Raw genomic sequence first — 15,103 nt, forward strand, 5'->3', positions numbered from 1 at the left:
TTCAAATAAAGCCCTTCAGAGCGATCGCTTCACTGTTCTCAGCGTAATGACTTGTACCATCTCACGCGAGGCCAATACCATGCTGTATTATTTAATTACCAGTCAAAACTACAAAACCTTCAGAAACATTGAAGATAAAGTAAAAGGAATTGCCTACGTTGAGGACATTACTCACCTGTGTAACCACGAACCACATCCTTGGCACATCTGGCTGACAAACAAGGTCGCTCACCTCATTAAAGCTGAATCATTATTTGCTCTGCTAGTCGTCATTTCAGCATTTATTGCAGCTTCTATGACTAATCTTTCTTCCGGTCTATTTGTGATTGGCGGAGTAGTTGTTGTGCTCTTTAGTATCTGGGTTTGCGGATTAATTGGCATCGAGCAAGTTTCTCATTATGTATCATGCCAAGATATGCTCAAGGATAAAGAAGACGCACTTGCAATGTACATTGAAGCACAAGAGGAAAATAAGGAAAGAGTTGAAAATATACTGAAGTCTGAGAGAGAGCTTAATTTATATAAAGTAAACGTTTAATTTATATAAGCGGGACAAGTCCCGCTTATAATGCTTTATTGCTGGTTAGTCAGCTTTTCTTTTGCAGCTTGAACTTTTGCAAAATCTAGACCTAACTCTTCCACAGCCTCTTTAATCAAACCTGGATTTTGCATGACTAAGCCCATTAACTGCTGAAGCTTTTCTTGAGGGATACCTAGTTGTTGCACAATCCCCATCGCCATAAGTGGGTTTTCAGTTAGTGCTTCAAATAGTTGGTTAATCTGTTCATCAGCAATATTATTTTCTTTAAGAATGGCAATAATTGGATTCATAATTTATCACTCGCAATTAGTTTATAACGCTTTATGTATGGGCAAAATCATTGTTTTCAACTCTCGCCATTAAGTTTGTTATATTTATCAAGCGCTAATTGAACGCGCTTCACTAAGGCTTTATCAGTTTTAAGGCTAAATGCCATGCAAGCTCGGCGATTATCTATTTCTTTTACCTCGATGACTTTTCTGAGCATAGAGTAATCATACCCGAGCTCTTTCATCCTCTCTGAGGCAGTGTATTCAGTGTGTAAAATCAGATCTACTCTTCCACCAAGTAACTTTCTAGGTGTTGAACTAGGATCTGAAGTGAGATCTAAATTTAACCCAGGCTTAAAACCTGCGTCTGTCAGATACCCTTCACTTACGCTACCACGCACAATAGAAATCACATATTGTTTCGCATCATCAAGAGAGTTGATCTGAATATCATTTCTTGTTTTTAACGCAAATAAATACTCTTTCACTGGAGCCATTAGCGGGCAAACCCATTGAAATAGTTTTTCTCGTTCGGACGTTCGATAAATTGAGTAGATCATGGTATTGGCTTGTGTCTTAGCCAAATGCATAGAGCGTAACCATGGATAGCTTGTTATTTTATATTCAACACCAGCATCAGATAAAACAGCTCTCACTTTGTCTGTAGAGCGGCCAACAAGCTGCCCTTCAGCATTTGTATAGTTATAGGGTAACCACTCTTCAGTCACGACATGGAGAGTTTCTGACGATGATACCTTAATACTGAAAAGTAAGGCTAAATAAAGAAAAATTTTCATTTATTCCTCAAGGCAAGTAATAGAGACTCACCTATCAAAAAATGCATCAACCGCGAATGCGATTAACTCATCAACTTGCGATTCAAACTCTTCTAGCGGCTTTTCTATTTTTTGAAAATAGCTATCGACTTGTCCTTGAGTAAGTTTGCGATTCAATAAAGAGTACTCTTTTTCATCGAGTAGCTTGTCATATCTTGGAACAAAAGAAAAAATAGCATAATTGGGAGGCGGTATTTTCTTCACTGCGAATTGACAAAACTCTTCAATGTAATCGATACCATCAGGACCCAAACAACCGGGTTCAACACGGTAAAGAAGTTGGATCCTCATGTCTTTGCTCATTTTACTTACCTAAAAAAGACCACCTTTTTGATTTTTCCTTTTTCAATCTGGTAGCTAGTTACAAACTCAGAGTGCTTATCAACTACACCTGCTTGCTGGGTGCAAATTTCTGAGCTTTCATGATCAATAACAATACTGCCATGCACAATTCGCTTAAGCGATTTTGCATTTAAGCATTTCATTTTCTTAAACATCAAACCATAACGTTTGATTAAATCTTCTTTACCCGTAAACATGAGTTTTTGTGGGTACATGTAGAACTCTACATCATCAGCATATAAAGCCAAGAATGATTTAATGTTTTGTTGATTATAGGCAACAATTAACTCATCTATTACTTTTTCAGCTGCTTTTTCTTCTGCTGTTTTAATATTACTTAGTGCAGCCGCCTTTTCTTCAAAGGCTGGATTTGCATTAATTGCAAATGAAAAAAATAACAAAGTGATAAAACTAAAAAATCTCATAAGTACCTAATAAAAATACAACATAAACCTGAGCACCTTATCAAATCTCAGTCTTTTTTCATAGCTTACCAGTATTGTTCGACTGATATATGACCAGGCTCAGAACGTCGGTGCCTTGAATAACCGAGCGTTTGAAGAAGTTGCGCCGAGTCTTTTACCATGTCTGGATTTCCACAAATCATAAAATGAGAATCTTCAGGTAAACGTTCTTGATTGAAATACTTCGCTATTTCATTGCTTTGAATTAGATCTGTGATTCTACCTCGTAACCCCTTCTCTGGCATTTCTCGCGTAACTAGGGGTAAGTAAGTAAATTGCTTAAACAGCTTTTGGTGTGCATTTATAAAGTCTTGATAGGTTAAATCTGTATTAAACCTAACGCTATGTATAAGTACGACTTGTTGATATTTATCCCACACCTTGCCGTCAGCCAAAATAGACAAAAAAGGGCCAATACCTGTGCCTGACGCTATCATCCAAAGAACCTCTCGCTTAGGTGATTCTTCAATGGTTAAAAAGCCGTTTGCTTTCGCTTCAACCTCAATGCTGTCACCGACTGAAAGTTCAACAAGACCTGACGTTAACTTACCGCCTTCAACCTCTGTCAGGTAGAACTCAAGAACAGGATCTTTAGGAGCATTGACATACGAGTAAGCACGGGCAACTCTTTTTTCACCAACTGTCATCGCCAACTTGGTAAACTGACCTGCTTGAAAAGGGGCCACATCTGCAGCAACCTTGATACTAAAAAGTGTTGGCGTCCACCAATTTACTTCCGTGATTTTTCCACTAACCCATTGAGACATATAAAAGCTCTGTTAATTTCACACTTTATAACTGTGGCAGATAGCACAGATATGTCAAAATCTCAGCAGTTCATAAATTTTAGGCAAAAAAAAGCCACACTATTCAGTGCGGCCTTTTGGGGTGTGATTCGCTTTCATTTTGGGCGTGTCTCCAAAAATCAGCGATTACGTTACCAAGGAACTTTTTTGCTCAAAACCCAACGAGCAAATAACAACTTAAAACTCTGTATGAAATCGTTAGATTGACTCTAAAGCAATCTTAACCATTTCGTTAAATGTACTTTGTCTTTCTTCAGCCGGTGTTGCTTCACCTGTGATCACATGGTCACTTACCGTGAATAACGCCATTGCTCTTGCACCATATTCTGCTGCAACGCCATACATGCCTGCAGTTTCCATATCGACTGCTAATACACCTAACTTGTCTAATTCTTCATAGAAAGAACCATCAGCTTGGTAGAAAGTATCAGTCGTGAATACATTACCTACTTTCGCTTCAATACCTAGCTTACGTGCTGCATTAACGCCGCTTTCAAGTAAACCAAAATCAGCAATTGCTGCGAAATCATAACCGCGAACTCGAGCGCGGTTTACATTTGAATCTGTACTTGCACCTTGTGCAAAAATAACATCACGGATTTTAATGTCTTGGCTAATACCACCACATGTACCGATGCGAATAAGGTTCTTAACACCGTAACTAACAACAAGTTCACGCGCATAAATTGACATTGATGGAATGCCCATACCCGAACCCATGATGCTTACAGGTTTACCATTGTATGTGCCTGTAAAACCAAACATGTTACGAACACCTGTAACTTGGCGAGCGTCTTCAAGGAAGTTTTCTGCAATATATTTTGCGCGTAAAGGGTCACCGGGCATTAATACCGTTTCAGCAAAATCACCATTGTTCGCATTGATATGAGGAGTACTCATTCTCTTTTCCTTCTTACGCCTTGATCAGGTCGTCAGCAAAGCTGTCGCCGTAGTCAAGTGTTGATAAATTAAACCACTGGGCAAGGGTTTGACCTATGTCAGCAAAACTTTGTCGTTCGCCGAGAGCGATATTGTCAATCCCCGGTGTATAAGCCAGTACCGGTACATATTCACGTGTGTGATCTGTACCCGGTGCTGTTGGATCGCAGCCATGATCTGCCGTAATAATTAATAAATCATCATTCTGTAATTTACTAAGTATCGTTGGTAGGTAATCATCGAATTGCTTTAGCGCTTCTGCGTAACCTACGGCATTACGTCTGTGACCAAATTTTTCGTCAAAATCCACAAGATTTGTGAAAATCAAACTGTGATCAGGGGCGCTGTCGATGATTTCAGAGGTTTTCTCTAGTAAATTCATCAAGCCTGGCGCTTTATGTTTCTGAGTTATGCCTTGGTGAGCATAAATATCAGAAATTTTACCAATGCTGATCACTTCACCACCATCATGCGCCAACTTGTCTAATAATGTTGGTGCAGGAGGTAGCACAGAGTAATCTCTACGATTACCTGTTCGCATAAAGTCGGCACTCGAAGTGCCTATAAATGGCCGCGCAATCACTCGCCCTATATTCATATCATCAAGCAGTGCCCGTGCGATTTCACATACTTGATAAAGCTTGTCAAGGCCGAATGATTGCTCGTGTGCGGCTATTTGGAACACACTATCAACTGAGGTATAACAAATTGGCATGCCCGTTTTTACATGCTCTTCACCCAGTTGTTCTAAAATAACGGTACCTGAACCGTAACAGTTGCCTAAAATTCCTGGAATTTCGGCGCGTTTGCACAATTCATTAACAAATTCTTCAGGGAAGCAAGGTTGTGTATTAGGAAAATAGCCCCAATCAAACAACACAGGTACGCCCGCCATTTCCCAATGACCAGATGGCGTGTCTTTACCGCTTGAAAGCTCTTTTGCATAACCCCAAGCCGCCTTTGGCACTGAGCGTTCTGCCACTTCACACGCTTCTTTACCCGCTGCTTCACAAGCATCTACTAAACCAAGTTTAGTTAAGTTAGGTAAAGGAAGTGCTTCTCCTTTATCTTCTTTGTATGCAGCTAAAAGGTGCGCAAGGGTATTTGCTCCTAAGTCTCCAAATTGTTCTGCATCTGGAGCGGCACCTACGCCTAAGCTGTCTGCCATCAGGATAATTGCTCTTGCCATAATTTACCTCTTAACTTATGCCAATCTGGAGAATAAATAATTGCCTCCGAATCAGTGTTGAATACTTTAATAGTTGGTTAACAACAGCGTACAGGACATAAGTCCGCTTTTAAAACTAGACGCCAATTGTCACGAAAATGTCATAAAAGCCCTGTTTTTAGCAAGCGGACATAAGTCCTGTCGCAGAAATATCAAAATCGCTAAATTTGCTCCCTAAGCGAAGCAAAAGAGATTATTCGTGTCTTTTTTGCTATTGTGATCTTCCGAGTGAATCAACAGTTGGGTGTGAACTTTAGTGACACGAACAATTATAGCTATTGCTGGTGCATCTGCATCTGGCAAATCTCTTTTTACGCAAACTATTTATAACGAGCTTGTAAATGAGCTAGAAGATGGTTCTATTGCCATCATCGAAGAAGATGCCTATTACAAAGATCAATCGCATTTACCGTTTGAGCATAGAACACAAACAAACTATGACCATCCGGATGCATTTGAACATGAGCTTCTTAAATCGCATTTAGAGCAATTAAGATCTGGTCAGTCTGTAGAAGTACCAAGTTACGATTATGCGCAACATACTCGTAGTAAGGAAACTCGTCAGGTTAACCCTGCAAAAATATTAATTGTTGAAGGCATTTTATTACTCAGCGACCCTGAGTTATGTAAAGAGTTTGATATAAAAGTATTTATTGATACGCCTCTTGATATTTGTTTACTGCGTCGTACGCAGCGTGACATCGAGCAGCGAGGCCGAACACTACAGTCTGTTGTGGAGCAGTATCAAGCAACGGTAAGACCCATGTTCTATCAATTTATAGAACCATCTAAACATTCAGCTGATTTAGTGGTTACACGCGGTGGCATGAATCGCGTGGCGATTGATATAATCAAAAGCAAGATAAAATATTTGCTACAAGAATAAAAACGGGAATTTACCATGACAACAATAATGAGCCTAGTGGGCATGATGGCCCTGCTGGGTATTGCATTTGCAGCGTCAACGGATCGCAAAGCTATTAATTTGCGTACTGTTGGGGTGGCGTTTGCACTACAGCTTTTTATCGGTGGTTTCGTACTATTTTCAGAAGCTGGTAGAAACATACTTGACCAATTATCAAGCAAAGTGTCAGCGGTAATTGGCTATGCAGGCGACGGTATCGAGTTTTTATTCGGTTCTCTTGCCAAAAGTGACAGTAATATTGGTTTTATTTTTGCGATCCAAGTATTACCGGTCATCGTATTTTTCTCTGCGCTAGTCGCAGTACTTTATCACCTAGGCATAATGACATGGGTTATTAAGATTTTAGGTGGTGGTTTACAAAAATTGCTTAAAACGTCTCGTCCGGAGTCGCTTTCTGCAACAGCTAATATCTTTGTGGGACAAACGGAAGCACCGTTAATTGTAAAACCGTTTATTCCAAGCATGACCAAGTCAGAGTTATTTGCTGTGATGGTAGGTGGCCTTGCAACCGTAGCAGGTTCTGTTATGGCAGGTTACGTTGCAATTGGTGTTGAGCTTAAATATTTAATTGCTGCCAGCTTTATGGCTGCACCAGGTGGTTTCTTAATGGCAAAAATGATCGTGCCAGAGACAGAAACACCAAAGCAAGACTTATCAGATGTTATGTCTGATGAAGAAAAACCAGTAAATGTGATCGATGCAGCTGCATCTGGTGCGTCAAGTGGTATGCACTTAGCACTGAACGTAGGTGCTATGCTACTTGCTTTCGTAGCATTAATTGCATTATTAAATGGTTTGTTAGGCGGTATTGGTGCTTGGTTTGACCATCCGACCCTAACATTACAAGAGATTTTAGGTTACGTTTTCGCACCGGTTGCATGGTTACTTGGTGTTCCTTGGAGCGAAGCTGTAACTGCCGGTAGTTTTATCGGACAAAAGCTAGTAGTTAACGAATTCGTTGCTTATCTAGACTTTATGAATTATCGAGAAGGGTTAAGTGCACATACACAAGCAATTGTCACATTTGCGTTATGTGGATTTGCTAACCTTTCATCGATTGCAATCTTACTAGGCGGACTTGGCGGTATGGCGCCGAGTCGAAGAAAGGATATCGCACGCTTAGGGCTCAGGGCGGTTTTAGCAGGGTCAATGGCTAACCTAATGAGCGCCGCAATTGCAGGGTTTTTCCTCTCGCTAGCTTAGAAACTTAACGAGATTTCCCTAAAATTTGCAAAACAATTGGTTGGTTGCTTTAAGGGGTTAAAGTAACCACACTAACTTGAACGATACTTCACCAAAGGGCCTTTATGGCCCTTTTATCGTTTCTGGTGCAAGCTATTCTTTCAATGAAAAGTTTTCCATGAAAGAGTTTCAATGGAAAATATGCCCCTACTCCTCTGTTACCTTCCTTAACTTATGTTTTCTCAATTAACGTCTGTAACATCCCTTGCTTTAAAAAGTTCTCTAATGACAAGAATAATGGCTTTGGTAATTCATCTAACCCAAACCATTGCCAACCTAGGCACTTATTTGGCTCCATGATTTCAGGCTCGCCTTCTACACTATTTGCCACCACGTACAAAGTCACATAATGTTTATTTAATGGGTTAAATACATCGTTAGAAAAGCCCAACTGACTTACTTCAGAAACCTTCAAACCAGTCTCTTCTAGCGTCTCTCTGATTGCACAAGCCGCTATTTCTTCGCCCATTTCTAAATGACCACCTGGTGTGGCCCACGTATTTGCGCCATGCGACCCAATACGTTCACCGAGTAGAATTTTACCATCACGAATAATGACAACTGCAACACCCACTCGAACATGTTCTGACATAATATTTGCCTTAATTGTTATTTTATTAAACAAAAAAAGCCGCTTTGCAGCGGCTCTGTATAGATAACCTGAGCTCAGGTTAGATAGGTTTTTAAATTTCTTTCTTAGTTAATACGGCGGCATAAAAACCATCGTATTCAGAGTTAATTCCCGGTTGTAGGTTTAACTCTTCTAGTAATTCAAAGTTTGGATTATTCTCCAGAAATGCCTTTACTTGTTCTTGGTTTTCACTCGGAAAAATAGAACACGTCGCATAAACAAGCTTTCCGCCGACTTTACACATCTGGCTGTAACGCTGCAGAATTTCGGCCTGCAAGCTGATCAGAGTATCAATGTTTTCAGGTTGTAAATGCCATTTTGCATCTGGGTTACGGCGTAAAACCCCCGTGCCTGAGCACGGCACATCTAACAGCACGCGATCAAACTTTTCTTTTAGGCGCTTAATTGTTTTACTGTTTTTGATTAAACGCGTTTCAAGCATATGTACACCCGCACGCTTTGCACGTTTTTTGAGTGCATCTAGCTTATGCTGGTGAATGTCCATCGATAAGATGTAGCCTTTATTTTGCATCAGATTAGCAAGGTGTAAGCTCTTACCACCCGCGCCTGCACACGCATCAACAACGCGCAGGCCTGGTTTTACATCGAGTAATGGTGCTATCTGCTGGGAGCCCGCATCTTGCATTTCAAACCAGCCTTTGCTGAATGCTTCAGATTTAAATAAATAACCGTACTCTTCAACTTCTAAACAGTTTTCTTGCTCAAGTACTTTGGTAATTGATTGACTCTTTTTCAAAGACGTTTGTAACGTCTCAGCGTCGGCCTTCAAAGTATTTACACGTAAGTAAGGTTTCGCAGGTACGTTCAGTGCCTGGGCGATATTAGTCCAATCATCACCAAGTTCTTGCTCAGCGCGTTGCCAAAGCCAATCAGGGTAACTTTGTTGCTCTGCAGGCGAGGCTTCATCAAGGTTTGCTTTTAATGCCTCAACATCTAAACCTGCAAACTCAGACCAATTTGGTAACTCAACGCCATTTAACAGTTGATAGGCCTCAAAATGTAGCCAAGGCCAATTCTCATCTGAGGTATCGATATCAAGTGCCGTATTAAGCTGGCGGTGATAACGGATCAGCTCATAGCAATGCTGCACATAATAAGCTTTGGTTGCTTGATTCCAAAAAGCTTGGTTGGCAAGGCCAGCTTCTATTGCTTTATCAGCGTATTGCTCTGTTTCAAAAACTTGTTTAATACAGCTAATAATTGCTTCAACACATTGGCTATCGTTTAACACTCGCCTAACTCCTAAATTCAATAACGACGCGGATTGTAGCTGATTTTCAGATAAGCGACGAGCACTATCCATATAAAACATGTTGGATGTCATTACATTTGCAACAGTTCATTACAAATTCGAACTTGTTTGCTCTGCAATTAAACCTAAGATAGAACCACACCAAGTTCGAGGAAAGGAATTTAAAATGAAACACACGCTTTTATTGATGGCAGCGCTAGGCGCATCCTATTCAGCGATGGCAGCAAAAGACATTCCCATAAAAACCAATCGCAGCCTAATTGAAACAAAGAGCCCGATTATGTTTGCCTATCATGATGAAGACGCAAATTTAGCTGAACTGAATCTAGAAAGCATGGAATTTACTAAGCTCGAACTGCCAAAAGATACTTTTGGTTTTGATTACGGCAAGCTTGCGGGCTCATCTAAAATCACCGCTTTTGTCATGAATAAAGAAGGCATTTTTTCTGTCGATAAACACGGCGCTAAAAAGGTGCTTTCAACCAATGCACTGCTTTCTAAACTAGAATTCGACGAGTTCGAGAAAATCAATTTTATTAGCGACATTAATAACGATGGTCTGAGCGACATTGTTCTGCCTGACTTAACTCACTCAGAGATTTACATTCAAAACCCTGACAGCAGCTTTACTAAGCACACATTCAGCACTGAGCCTAAATTTTCGGGTAATTTTAGCAGTGGTAAATTGCGTCTAGACATTGACCTAACCATGGTGCCTAAAGTATTCGACATAAACCAAGACGGGTTTAATGATTTAGTGTTTCATGATAGAGAGAAAATCGATGTACTTTATGCCAATAAAACAGGCTATGAAAACGCGCTTAAGCCATTAAAACTCCCTGTTGAGACCGGAAAACTTGATGACGTTGAAGCGAATCGCCGCATTGCGAAATTACTCGATATCAACAATGACGGTAAACTCGACCTTGTCACACGATATGCACCAATTGTTGAAGGCATGGACTCACTCGATGTTGAGCTCACCTTTCAGGTATTCTACGGACAAAAAGATGGTCAATTTTCAGCAACCCCGTTAACTTTGCCTAAGGCTTCTGGCACCAGCCGCTTTGAGTTCGATAATGATTTTAACGGCGATGGTAAAAGTGAATTACAAAAATTTCATGTCGACTTTGGTCTAGGCACCATCGCTTCTATGGCATTAGGTGGTGGCAGTACTGATGTTGATGTAGAAATCAGCTTTTATGCGCAAAAACCTGACGGCACCTTTTCTGAAGAACCTGACTCTGAAAAAGAAGTTGAAATGGAAATTGGCATGAGCAGTGATGAAATGGCATTAACTTACTATGCTGGCGATATCAACGGTGATGGTAAACAAGATGCCGTATTCAAAACCGGCAGTAAAACGCTCAGTGTTTACTATGGCAATGCAAAGACAGTGCTAAACAAAAAGCGCGGAAAAATTAAACACAAGCTACCAGAAGATGGCAACGACATTAAGCTAGTCGACATCAATAATGATGGCAAACACGATTTTGTACTAAGATTTCAAGATAATGATGGGAATAGCAAAATAATCACACTTCTCAACTAAAGCAGAATTTAAAAGTGGCATTGTAATAATAGCTTTGCCACTTTCCCCTCGAGATGTAAACATAACTTTGTTTTTTTGATAAAAACTATAAAAATATTCAAAACACCATTGATAATAAATAAATTATTAGGCAAAGTATCTCCGATGTTTATTGTTCCGATCCACTTAATTTAGTGTTCTATTTTTGGCAAAGGGAAATTGTCAGTTACAGGCGTAATACTAACTATTTAGTTTTATCTAAAAACCTACCCACGCTAGTCTCAGTTTAACTTCCCCATCAATTGAATATTCCGGATTGGTATTAACCACATTCTAAAATTTTAGTACTAAAGAATTTTCAAAAAGGTGAATACTTATGGCTTTTGATTATGGCTCAATAGATCTTGGGCTCAAAAACCCCTTCAAATTAGAAGGCAAAGTGACAGCATTAAGAGGGGTAATTCAAACTCTCACAGGTATGACACTGCTATTTTTTGCAGCAGGCCTTGTAAAGGAAGATCAAATTTCGGGCTGGATTTTAATGCTATTTGGCATTGTTAATTTAGCTATTGGACTCAAAACTGCAGCATCAGGTATTTACTCTACTTTAAGATATTTTGTTGGAAGAAATCACCCGACTTCTCTTGCCTATAATTTTAGCAAATCAGAATCATCTACTGCGCACAGCGAAAAAAATGATGTCGCTTACCGAGCAAAAACGTTGGAAGAAATGTTGGTAGGAAGAAAAAACAGCACTTTTGTCGAACCAAAAGGTTTCATCGCGAGACTGCTCCATAGCCTCTTACCTAAACTACTATTCTTACCTTATCCCATTAGAAATATGACGCAACGAATCTTCAATGCATGGATAAGTACGATTGTCGCTTTAGTGTCATATGCCCTGATCGCCTTCGTTTCTTTAACTGGTTTTGCTGGTGAAGTTGGTGAATTGGCCTTTCCTATTTACAGCTGTTTTTTAATGCTTTTTATTTTTCTTACTTGGCGCTCAGCTGGAAGACCCATTTCTAGAAAAGCAGAAAGTACGATTGAAACCTTAGGCACCGCGAGTTTCACCAAAATTATTGCCCTATCTATTGTTTTACCTTTAGTCATTGGGCTTGTTATGTCATTTTTAATGAATAAAACTGGGTTCTCGAAGCAAGATATTGAGCAATTTTTAAATCAACTGCCTTCTTTTAATTCAGGTCTGTACTTAATTGGTATTGTTGTATTTGCACTGATTGGCACAGCAATTATTGGTTCTATGATTAGCGCCCGTTTAAATAAGGTTGACCCTGTCACTGAAGTATCTGAATTAAGAGAAAACTGGCAAGAATCTGTTCACCCGAATGAAATCTTTATCAATCTTGATAATTTAGTCATGGCTAACAGGCGCTACAGAGAGGTTCCTAATAGAGTCTATAAAGAGCTAGACCCTAAACTGCAAGAGCAAGTTGATGGTAAAGGTGGCTTTAATGGTGAAATGATACAAGAAGTGCAACCCAAGTTTTCACCTATGAACTTAGGTAAAACATTCGAGCTATCTCGCTTGTTATCTTTATTATTCGGTAATATCTTTTTTATTATCACTCTAATTTTTAGTGTTTTATTAGCCTACCAAGCAATTGATTTAGCTAAGTTTATCAGTAGTCAAAACATAAATAGCTTTGAAACAGCTTTCAATTCAGCAAACTTATCCACCTCGGCCCAGATGTTGATGAACATCGTTCAATTATTTTTAATTGGTGCGATATTTAAAGCCTTCGCTCGCCTTATGACTAATTCGGCCCATGTATTTTTTGCAGAAATGCAATTCGAGTCATTGCTTGTATATTTCAAATGTGAAGGCACGTTTACCGAATCAAAGATTTCTACAGGTACAGGTATTCATGATTCAACTCGCTCAGAAAATACGCTAGTAAGAAGCAGCATCACACCTTGGATTATTGTTTCACGTATTGTGAGTTCAACATTCGCAGCGACAGGTTTAAAAAATTTAGAGCACCCAAGGCATATACTCGAGATGCACAAAGATGAAGCGCAATTAGATGCTATAAAGCATGATATTGTGAGCTTTTTGAAAGATAGGGAGTCTATTGCTTCTATCACCAGTGAAAGAGATTTAGGAAATGCTTCACAGCTTTATCAGTTAAATCAACAAACGAGAGCAATGAGCGGACAAAGTATTGCACATAAGCAAGATGAGGAAGCAGCCGGCTTTTTAAGAGCCGATCAGCCTGAAAGTGCAAAGTAACGTCTCTTTAAGATAGGTTTGTCTGTCACTTTTACGTACAAACGCACAATTCGGGGTGTCAAAGGCTATTAAAACGAAAGTTGATTTTGATAGCCTGTTTCTTGTAATAGTGCCAGGTTGTCATTAAGTTTAAAACCTAACTTTCAGTAGGTGCGCGGTAAATATGCACACCAAGAAAAATTGCAATAGTTAAAAGCAGGTGTAAATTTGTGTCTGCTTTTTTCATGCAATTGACTCTAATATATACTTGTAGACCGAACATTATTTCTTTATCTTAAACAGTAGAAGAATAATAAATCGGTGTTCCTAGTGCAGTATCTTCCTCTCACACACACGCATTTTCAAGATGTGATCTCACTGGCTAATATCGTTCATGGTGACAACTATATGAACGAGCAGAGCCTAACTAAAATGCATCAACAAGGTATCAAGCATGATATTAATGCCAGCTTTGTTGCAATAAATGAACAAAACGAACTCGTCGGGTTTAGGCTAAGTTATGCCGCAGATCAATGGGACATTGATAAGTGGTGTAGCCCAAAACTCTGGCCTGTATTCCCTTCACAGATGGCATATTTCAAATGCATCGCAGTTTCTGAAAAAGCCCAAGGCCAAGGCATTGGCCCCAAATTACTTCATGCTTCTATTGTTGCTTTAAGACAGCAAGGTGCTTTGGCAGGTGTTGCGCATTTATGGAAACAAAGCCCAGGTAATGGCGCGGTGAAATATTTCACAAAAGCAGGCGGAGAGCTTATCAAGCTTCATGATAATCGCTGGACCGAGTTATGTGGTACGCAAGGTTATGTTTGTACAGTTTGTGAAAACAGTTGTCAGTGCCAAGCGGCAGAAATGGCTTTACTTTTTTAAACTTTAGTTACGAAACATTGCGCGGCTTCTGACCGCGCAACTACAGGCTTTTCCTACCAAGGTATTTGATCACCTTTATAGCTGAAAAAGCCACCACTTTGCTCGTCAGTTAAAGACTCAATAACTTGCTTTAGCCCTAGCGCCGACTCTTCAGCGCTTATCAATGCATTTGGTCCGCCCATTTCTGTTTGAACCCAACCAGGGTGAAGCGCAACCGTTTTAACCCCTTTTGGTAACAAATCGTTTGATAGGCTTTTCACTACTGAGTTTAAAGCCGCTTTCGAACTGCGGTAAATGTATCCGCCGCCTTTGGTATTTTCAGTATGGCTACCAACTCGCGATGATAAAGCTGCGATTATTTTGAGTTCACTATTTAAGACTTGAGTTATAAACGCTTCTGCCAGTTTAGTTGGCGCTATCACATTGGCTTCAAATACATCACGCCAAGCGTCTACATCACAATTGCCAAAGCCATAACCTTTTGGCCCATAGAGCCCGGCATTATTCAAAAGCACATCAATGTTTGAGTCTGCTAATTTCGCGCTCAAAGTTGCCATTTGCTGATAATCGGTAATATCTAGTTCATAGACGTGGAGCTTTTTGAATTCATTCTTTAATTGATTAAGCGAAGTAGCAGCAACACTGTTGCGACACGTTGCGATTACTTGCCAATCATCAGCTAAAAAGACCTTGGTCAATGCTAGCCCTATGCCACGGTTTGCACCGGTAATAAATACTGTTTTCAAGCTGGTTCACCTAATATGCCCAAACTTCCTCAAGATGCATGATTCAGAGCGCTGCTTTCTGTTCTAGTTCAAGGAAAAGGACGCAGCGTAATGACGAGTCCTTTCCAAGTTCTTTGACGATGAAATAGGACTGAAAGCACGCTCCCTTGGGCGAGTTTGATTGGCTTTCATACTGCGTTATCAATTTTCGATTTAGAACCACTAGACCT

Annotated in this window: 16 protein-coding genes; 6 read left to right on the forward strand and 10 right to left on the reverse strand. The window is 39.9% G+C overall.

Annotated elements, in window-relative coordinates:
• Positions 1-79 precede the first annotated feature (79 nt).
• Positions 80-538, forward strand: coding sequence for a hypothetical protein (locus C1E24_RS10755; protein ID WP_138481318.1), 459 nt, complete (start codon positions 80-82; stop codon positions 536-538).
• Between the two features lie 35 nt (positions 539-573).
• Here the strand turns inward: C1E24_RS10755 and C1E24_RS10760 are convergent, their stop codons facing one another.
• The 7 genes from C1E24_RS10760 to C1E24_RS10790 all read right to left on the reverse strand — a co-directional run bounded on the left by C1E24_RS10760 (position 574) and on the right by C1E24_RS10790 (position 5,386).
• Positions 574-831: a DUF2999 family protein gene (locus tag C1E24_RS10760; RefSeq protein ID WP_138481320.1), complete on the reverse strand. Its 258-nt coding sequence runs from the start codon at positions 829-831 to the stop codon at positions 574-576.
• A 56-nt stretch (positions 832-887) separates the two neighbouring features.
• Positions 888-1,607 carry a substrate-binding periplasmic protein gene (locus C1E24_RS10765; protein ID WP_138481322.1) on the reverse strand — a complete coding sequence of 240 codons (720 nt, stop codon included), beginning with the start codon at positions 1,605-1,607 and terminating at the stop codon, positions 888-890.
• Positions 1,608-1,634: 27 nt separating this feature from the next.
• Complete coding sequence (locus tag C1E24_RS10770) at positions 1,635-1,949, reverse strand: hypothetical protein (RefSeq protein WP_138481324.1); 315 nt, start codon at positions 1,947-1,949, stop codon at positions 1,635-1,637.
• Between the two features lie 5 nt (positions 1,950-1,954).
• Positions 1,955-2,413: a nuclear transport factor 2 family protein gene (locus C1E24_RS10775; protein ID WP_138481326.1), complete on the reverse strand. Its 459-nt coding sequence runs from the start codon at positions 2,411-2,413 to the stop codon at positions 1,955-1,957.
• Between the two features lie 65 nt (positions 2,414-2,478).
• Complete coding sequence (locus tag C1E24_RS10780; RefSeq protein ID WP_138481328.1) at positions 2,479-3,219, reverse strand: ferredoxin--NADP reductase; 741 nt, start codon at positions 3,217-3,219, stop codon at positions 2,479-2,481.
• A gap of 237 nt (positions 3,220-3,456) precedes the next feature.
• A complete protein-coding gene (gene deoD / locus C1E24_RS10785; RefSeq protein ID WP_138481330.1) occupies positions 3,457-4,158 on the reverse strand; it encodes a purine-nucleoside phosphorylase in 702 nt (233 codons plus the stop codon).
• Between the two features lie 13 nt (positions 4,159-4,171).
• Positions 4,172-5,386, reverse strand: coding sequence for a phosphopentomutase (locus C1E24_RS10790; protein ID WP_138481332.1), 1,215 nt, complete (start codon positions 5,384-5,386; stop codon positions 4,172-4,174).
• 295 nt (positions 5,387-5,681) lie between these two features.
• On the opposite strand from C1E24_RS10790, the gene udk reads away from it, so the two are divergent.
• Positions 5,682-6,311 (forward strand): uridine kinase, encoded by a 630-nt coding sequence (gene udk, locus C1E24_RS10795; RefSeq protein ID WP_058032252.1) that lies wholly within the window; start codon positions 5,682-5,684, stop codon positions 6,309-6,311.
• A 15-nt stretch (positions 6,312-6,326) separates the two neighbouring features.
• Positions 6,327-7,553, forward strand: coding sequence for a NupC/NupG family nucleoside CNT transporter (locus C1E24_RS10800; protein ID WP_138481334.1), 1,227 nt, complete (start codon positions 6,327-6,329; stop codon positions 7,551-7,553).
• Between the two features lie 211 nt (positions 7,554-7,764).
• Here C1E24_RS10800 and C1E24_RS10805 read toward each other — a convergent pair whose 3' ends face one another.
• Together C1E24_RS10805 and C1E24_RS10810 are read right to left on the reverse strand one after the other, a co-directional pair.
• Positions 7,765-8,184: a nucleotide triphosphate diphosphatase NUDT15 gene (locus C1E24_RS10805; RefSeq protein ID WP_138481336.1), complete on the reverse strand. Its 420-nt coding sequence runs from the start codon at positions 8,182-8,184 to the stop codon at positions 7,765-7,767.
• 91 nt (positions 8,185-8,275) lie between these two features.
• Complete coding sequence (locus C1E24_RS10810; RefSeq protein ID WP_240721993.1) at positions 8,276-9,475, reverse strand: RsmB/NOP family class I SAM-dependent RNA methyltransferase; 1,200 nt, start codon at positions 9,473-9,475, stop codon at positions 8,276-8,278.
• Positions 9,476-9,662: 187 nt separating this feature from the next.
• Here C1E24_RS10810 and C1E24_RS10815 point away from each other — a divergent pair, with 187 nt between their 5' ends.
• The 3 genes from C1E24_RS10815 (at position 9,663) to C1E24_RS10825 (ending at position 14,148) form a co-directional block, all read left to right on the forward strand.
• Positions 9,663-11,048 carry an FG-GAP repeat domain-containing protein gene (locus tag C1E24_RS10815; protein ID WP_171040865.1) on the forward strand — a complete coding sequence of 462 codons (1,386 nt, stop codon included), beginning with the start codon at positions 9,663-9,665 and terminating at the stop codon, positions 11,046-11,048.
• A gap of 355 nt (positions 11,049-11,403) precedes the next feature.
• Complete coding sequence (locus tag C1E24_RS10820) at positions 11,404-13,281, forward strand: hypothetical protein (RefSeq protein ID WP_138481340.1); 1,878 nt, start codon at positions 11,404-11,406, stop codon at positions 13,279-13,281.
• Positions 13,282-13,590: 309 nt separating this feature from the next.
• On the forward strand, positions 13,591-14,148 hold the full coding sequence (locus C1E24_RS10825; protein WP_138481342.1) for a GNAT family N-acetyltransferase: 558 nt from the start codon (positions 13,591-13,593) through the stop codon (positions 14,146-14,148).
• A 53-nt stretch (positions 14,149-14,201) separates the two neighbouring features.
• Here C1E24_RS10825 and C1E24_RS10830 read toward each other — a convergent pair whose 3' ends face one another.
• Complete coding sequence (locus C1E24_RS10830; RefSeq protein ID WP_138481344.1) at positions 14,202-14,894, reverse strand: SDR family oxidoreductase; 693 nt, start codon at positions 14,892-14,894, stop codon at positions 14,202-14,204.
• Positions 14,895-15,103 lie beyond the last annotated feature (209 nt).

It is taken from the genome of Pseudoalteromonas phenolica, from assembly GCF_005876835.1.
GTDB classification, from domain to species: Bacteria; Pseudomonadota; Gammaproteobacteria; order Enterobacterales; family Alteromonadaceae; genus Pseudoalteromonas; species Pseudoalteromonas phenolica_B.